Annotated in this window: 4 protein-coding genes; 1 reads left to right on the plus strand and 3 read right to left on the minus strand. The window is 52.7% G+C overall.

Going from position 1 to position 3,704, the window contains the following annotated elements; all coding sequences use genetic code 11:
- Window positions 1-240: 240 nt before the first annotated feature.
- Both H261_RS25225 and H261_RS24390 read right to left on the minus strand, forming a co-directional pair.
- Window positions 241-567, minus strand: coding sequence for a hemerythrin domain-containing protein (locus H261_RS25225; RefSeq protein ID WP_152427083.1), 327 nt, complete (start codon window positions 565-567; stop codon window positions 241-243).
- 122 nt (window positions 568-689) lie between these two features.
- Window positions 690-2,096 (minus strand): diguanylate cyclase, encoded by a 1,407-nt coding sequence (locus H261_RS24390; protein ID WP_081609045.1) that lies wholly within the window; start codon window positions 2,094-2,096, stop codon window positions 690-692.
- Between the two features lie 413 nt (window positions 2,097-2,509).
- Here H261_RS24390 and nrdR point away from each other — a divergent pair, with 413 nt between their 5' ends.
- Window positions 2,510-2,971 (plus strand): transcriptional regulator NrdR, encoded by a 462-nt coding sequence (gene nrdR / locus H261_RS22545; RefSeq protein ID WP_040477340.1) that lies wholly within the window; start codon window positions 2,510-2,512, stop codon window positions 2,969-2,971.
- A gap of 86 nt (window positions 2,972-3,057) precedes the next feature.
- Here the strand turns inward: nrdR and H261_RS22550 are convergent, their stop codons facing one another.
- On the minus strand, window positions 3,058-3,438 hold the full coding sequence (locus H261_RS22550; protein ID WP_008622485.1) for a response regulator: 381 nt from the start codon (window positions 3,436-3,438) through the stop codon (window positions 3,058-3,060).
- Window positions 3,439-3,704 lie beyond the last annotated feature (266 nt).

The following is a 3,704-nucleotide window of genomic DNA, read 5'->3' on the forward strand; positions in this document are numbered from 1 at the left end:
TATCATCTCCAGGTTCTGATCGAACAGCGTTACGCCGCATGGAAGGTGGTCGATAATCGACTGGATGATGTGGCGGCATTCTGGAGAACTGGCGAGTGTCAGCAAGCCGCTGATACCGTCGTTATCGCCCAATGCCGTCATCGGATTATTCATTATTGAAACGTCCGAGCTTGGCTCAATTTAGCAACGCGGATGCCAAGGCCGTGTCCTCCTGGTGAAGTCGTATGATCATGTCAGGGATCAAACCGTCCAGAATGGTGCTTCGTTCAGGTCGGAATTGTCGCAGATTGCTGAATGAAGCCGTTTGAAAGTTCTCCGGGCTTCATTATGGGTGGCTACATGTCGAGCCCCATCGTGTTGACCTGCGACTCGGTCAAATAGGGCTTCTTCTCCGGCAAGATGCAGAAATGCCGCATCCAGGAATTCTCCAACCGAAATCTGGGCGGCTTCCAACATCCGAGCATCAACCGCCAAGGCAACGGCATCAAGCAGATGAAAAAGGTGCCGATGAGATGCATCCATCTCAGGCACGCCCAAAATCATCGAGTCTTGCCACCGAAGACGCATGGCCCCCACCTACGAAAGTTCTATTAAAAGTATGAGGGAGTTCTCGTCTTTAGGTCAATCAGCAGAATCCTGCATATCAACCATTGTTACAAGTCGTCGCAAATCGGTGCGTCCATCTGGATTCAGCCTGCCGCAGTGAATTCAGCCTGTATCAAGCTAAAGAACTTTCGATCCTCAGATAGCATGTGCTTGGCGATGAAGTCATAAGCGAGATAGTTGAAAAGCTCGCCAACCGACAATTCTCCTTGCTTGAAACTTTCCACTAGATTGTTGGCATGATCGATCAAGGATTTGTGGGTTTCGGCATGTTCATCGGCAGCCGCGTAGCCTACTGACCTAAAAATCATCTCTTCATCATGAAAGTGCTTGGCGAGGTCGGCCACAAGCGATTCGACCTGGGGAACAACTTCATCATCTGGTCGATCTCCGAGCACCGAAGTCAGAAGATTGTTGGCGAGATCAAACAGATCGCGGTGCTGGCTATCGATCAAAGAATGACCGGACTCGTATGCCTTTCGCCATCCCAGCCGCATATACGCCAGATAAAGAAGTTCTGCTTCTCCGGTCTCGCCCGGATGGGTCGCATCCTTGATCACTTGGTTCCGACCACCTGCCTTTGCGGCATATAGGGCGGCATCAGACCTGGAGAGCCAGGATTCCCAAGATTCTTCTTCCCGGCATTCCGCGACACCGAGACTGGCAGTAACACGTCCGACAACAGAGAATTCATAGGCCATTGTGGCCTTGCGAATTCGTTCAGCGAGAAGGCTGGCGATCATCACCCCGCTGTTAGGCATAAGGATCACGAACTCCTCACCACCCCAGCGACCAAGGAGATCGGTAGACCGCATGCACTTTCGGGCGATATTGCAGAAGGCTTTCAAAACATCATCACCAACCGCATGGCCGTGGGTGTCGTTGATCCGCTTAAAATGGTCAAGATCGATGAAGAGTAGCGATACGGGATGTCCATACCTCGTCTTTCGCAACATTTCCTGCTGGGCGGTTTCTTCAATTCTTCGACGGGTCCAAGCCCCAGTCAGGCCATCTCGCTGTGCCAGATGTTCAAGCTCTTCCCGTGCAGCGTGGAGTTCGGCATTTGATGCTGCGAGAGCCGCAACAGTGTCGGTGAGTTCCAGGTTCAGGGCTTCAAGATCGCGGCTGCGTTCTACCAAAGCACGACGTTCTGTGATGTCCGTGTACAGGGTGACGAATCCACCGGCGGGAATTGGACGCCCGGCAATTTCCAAGATGGTGCCATCGGGACGGACACGTTCAAATTGGTACGGTTCCATGGACTTAGTTCGAAGCACAACCTCTTCAGCGAGTTCGTCTGGTTTACCGGGGCCATATTCACCGCGTTGGGCATTGAATGTGGCGAGATTTCTCAACGTGGGCAGGCCTGCTGCGAACAGTTCATCAGGAAAGTCCAGCAGACGCCGAAACACCCCATTGCAGGCAACCATGTTCAGGGACTGATCAAACAGCGACACCCCACACGGTAGGTGGTCAATGATCGGCTGGATCATGCTCTGGCATTCTGGGATTTCGACGAGATTCAGCAGGCGGCCAATATCCTGGTCACCTCCATGCTGATTTCGCCCATCATCTATCATTGCAGGTTCCTGCGTATCAAATCACAGATGCCAACACCGTGTGTTTCCTGCGGGGCACAGAAATCTGACATCCAGAATTTCTACCTTGAGTTTTACCGCAGCATGAATGGCAAGGTCAATCCGTAGCGACCCCCGATAGCCCGCTCGTTACAAATCGTTGGCCCACGCAACGAATATGTAAACGGCCCCCAGCCCACGTCACCGCACGACCACCGGGGCACGTCTACGCTGCGGATTGAAATTCCTGTCTCGGTCATCCGCTGTTCTTGCTGGCTGCGACCATTTCCTGAATGATCAGCCGGAACATCGATTGGGAGGAGGCGAGCATGCGTTGTCCTTTTTGCGGACATGACGACACCCAGGTGAAAGATTCCCGCCCTACCGATGACAATGCATCCATCCGTCGCCGCCGGGCTTGCCCTGCCTGTGCATCACGCTTTACCACCTTCGAGCGGGTGCAAATCCGCGATCTGGTGGTGATCAAGAAGGACGGCAGCCGCTCCACCTTTGACCGCGACAAGGTGGTCAAATCGCTTCAGATCGCCTTGCGGAAACGTCCCGTGGATGAGGAGCAGATCGAACGCATCGTCAATGGCATCCATCGCCGCCTGGAGAGCTTGGGGGAGAACGAGGTTCCGTCCAAGCTCATCGGCGAACTGGTCATGGATGTGCTGATGGAGATGGATCAGGTCGCCTATCTTCGCTATGCGTCGGTCTATCGGAACTTCCGTGAGGCCAAGGATTTCGGCGATTTCCTTGGGAAGATGGGACGGCAAGGCGATGACTAAAGCCGCATGACGATAAGCCTACAAGGTATTGGCCAATATCCCCGTTACTTTCCCCTGGAAGCCCCCCCCCTTTACGGCAGAAATAGCTATCCCAAAAATTCACTCACCTTGTTCAGGAATTTTTCAATTGAGATGGGCTTGGCGAGGTAGGCGTCACAACCGCTTTCAAGGATTCGCTCCTCGTCACCCTTCATAGCAAACGCGGTTACCGCGATGATAGGGATCGCTTGAAGTTCAGCATCTTCCTTCAGTACGCGGGCGAAATCTAGGCCGGAAACCCCCGGCAACTGGATATCCAAAAGGATAAGATTTGGGCGGCTCTGCTCGACAATCTCTTTGGCTTCGCGACCATCCATTGCTTGCAGGGTGGAGTAGCCTCTGGCCTGAAGAATGTCGTTAAAAAGCTTCAAACTGAGGGCATTGTCCTCAATGATCAGTATGGTCTTCCTGGGCAATTGGTCCCGCATTGAGATGCTCCAAAAATTCAAGAAACATCCGCACCATAAGTATGTAAGCTAAAGTTTGGTCACCCGCAAATGAGATTGAGAATCTGCCGCATTCCCCCGTGGCGAGCCAATCAGATCAATGGTAACCGCCTACATCCGGGGGCAGCCGCTCAGCCATCAAGTTGTAAATCGCAGTCATTGCGATTAACTTGCATCATCATTCTTTTGTGGTATGTGTTTTGTTCAGGTGAATGAAATGCGACAGGAAGTGAGCCGTGGATGAATCG

The sequence above is a fragment of the Paramagnetospirillum caucaseum genome (genome assembly GCF_000342045.1).
Lineage (GTDB): Bacteria > Pseudomonadota > Alphaproteobacteria > Rhodospirillales > Magnetospirillaceae > Phaeospirillum > Phaeospirillum caucaseum.

Excerpts from the sequence above, each read along its gene's own strand:
- H261_RS24390 (WP_081609045.1), bottom strand. The coding sequence starts at position 2,096 with ATGATCCAGCCGATCATTGACCACCTACCGTGTGGGGTGTCGCTGTTT.
- H261_RS25225 (WP_152427083.1), bottom strand. The coding sequence starts at position 567 with ATGCGTCTTCGGTGGCAAGACTCGATGATTTTGGGCGTGCCTGAGATG.
- nrdR (WP_040477340.1), top strand. The coding sequence starts at position 2,510 with ATGCGTTGTCCTTTTTGCGGACATGACGACACCCAGGTGAAAGATTCC.
- H261_RS22550 (WP_008622485.1), bottom strand. The coding sequence starts at position 3,438 with ATGCGGGACCAATTGCCCAGGAAGACCATACTGATCATTGAGGACAAT.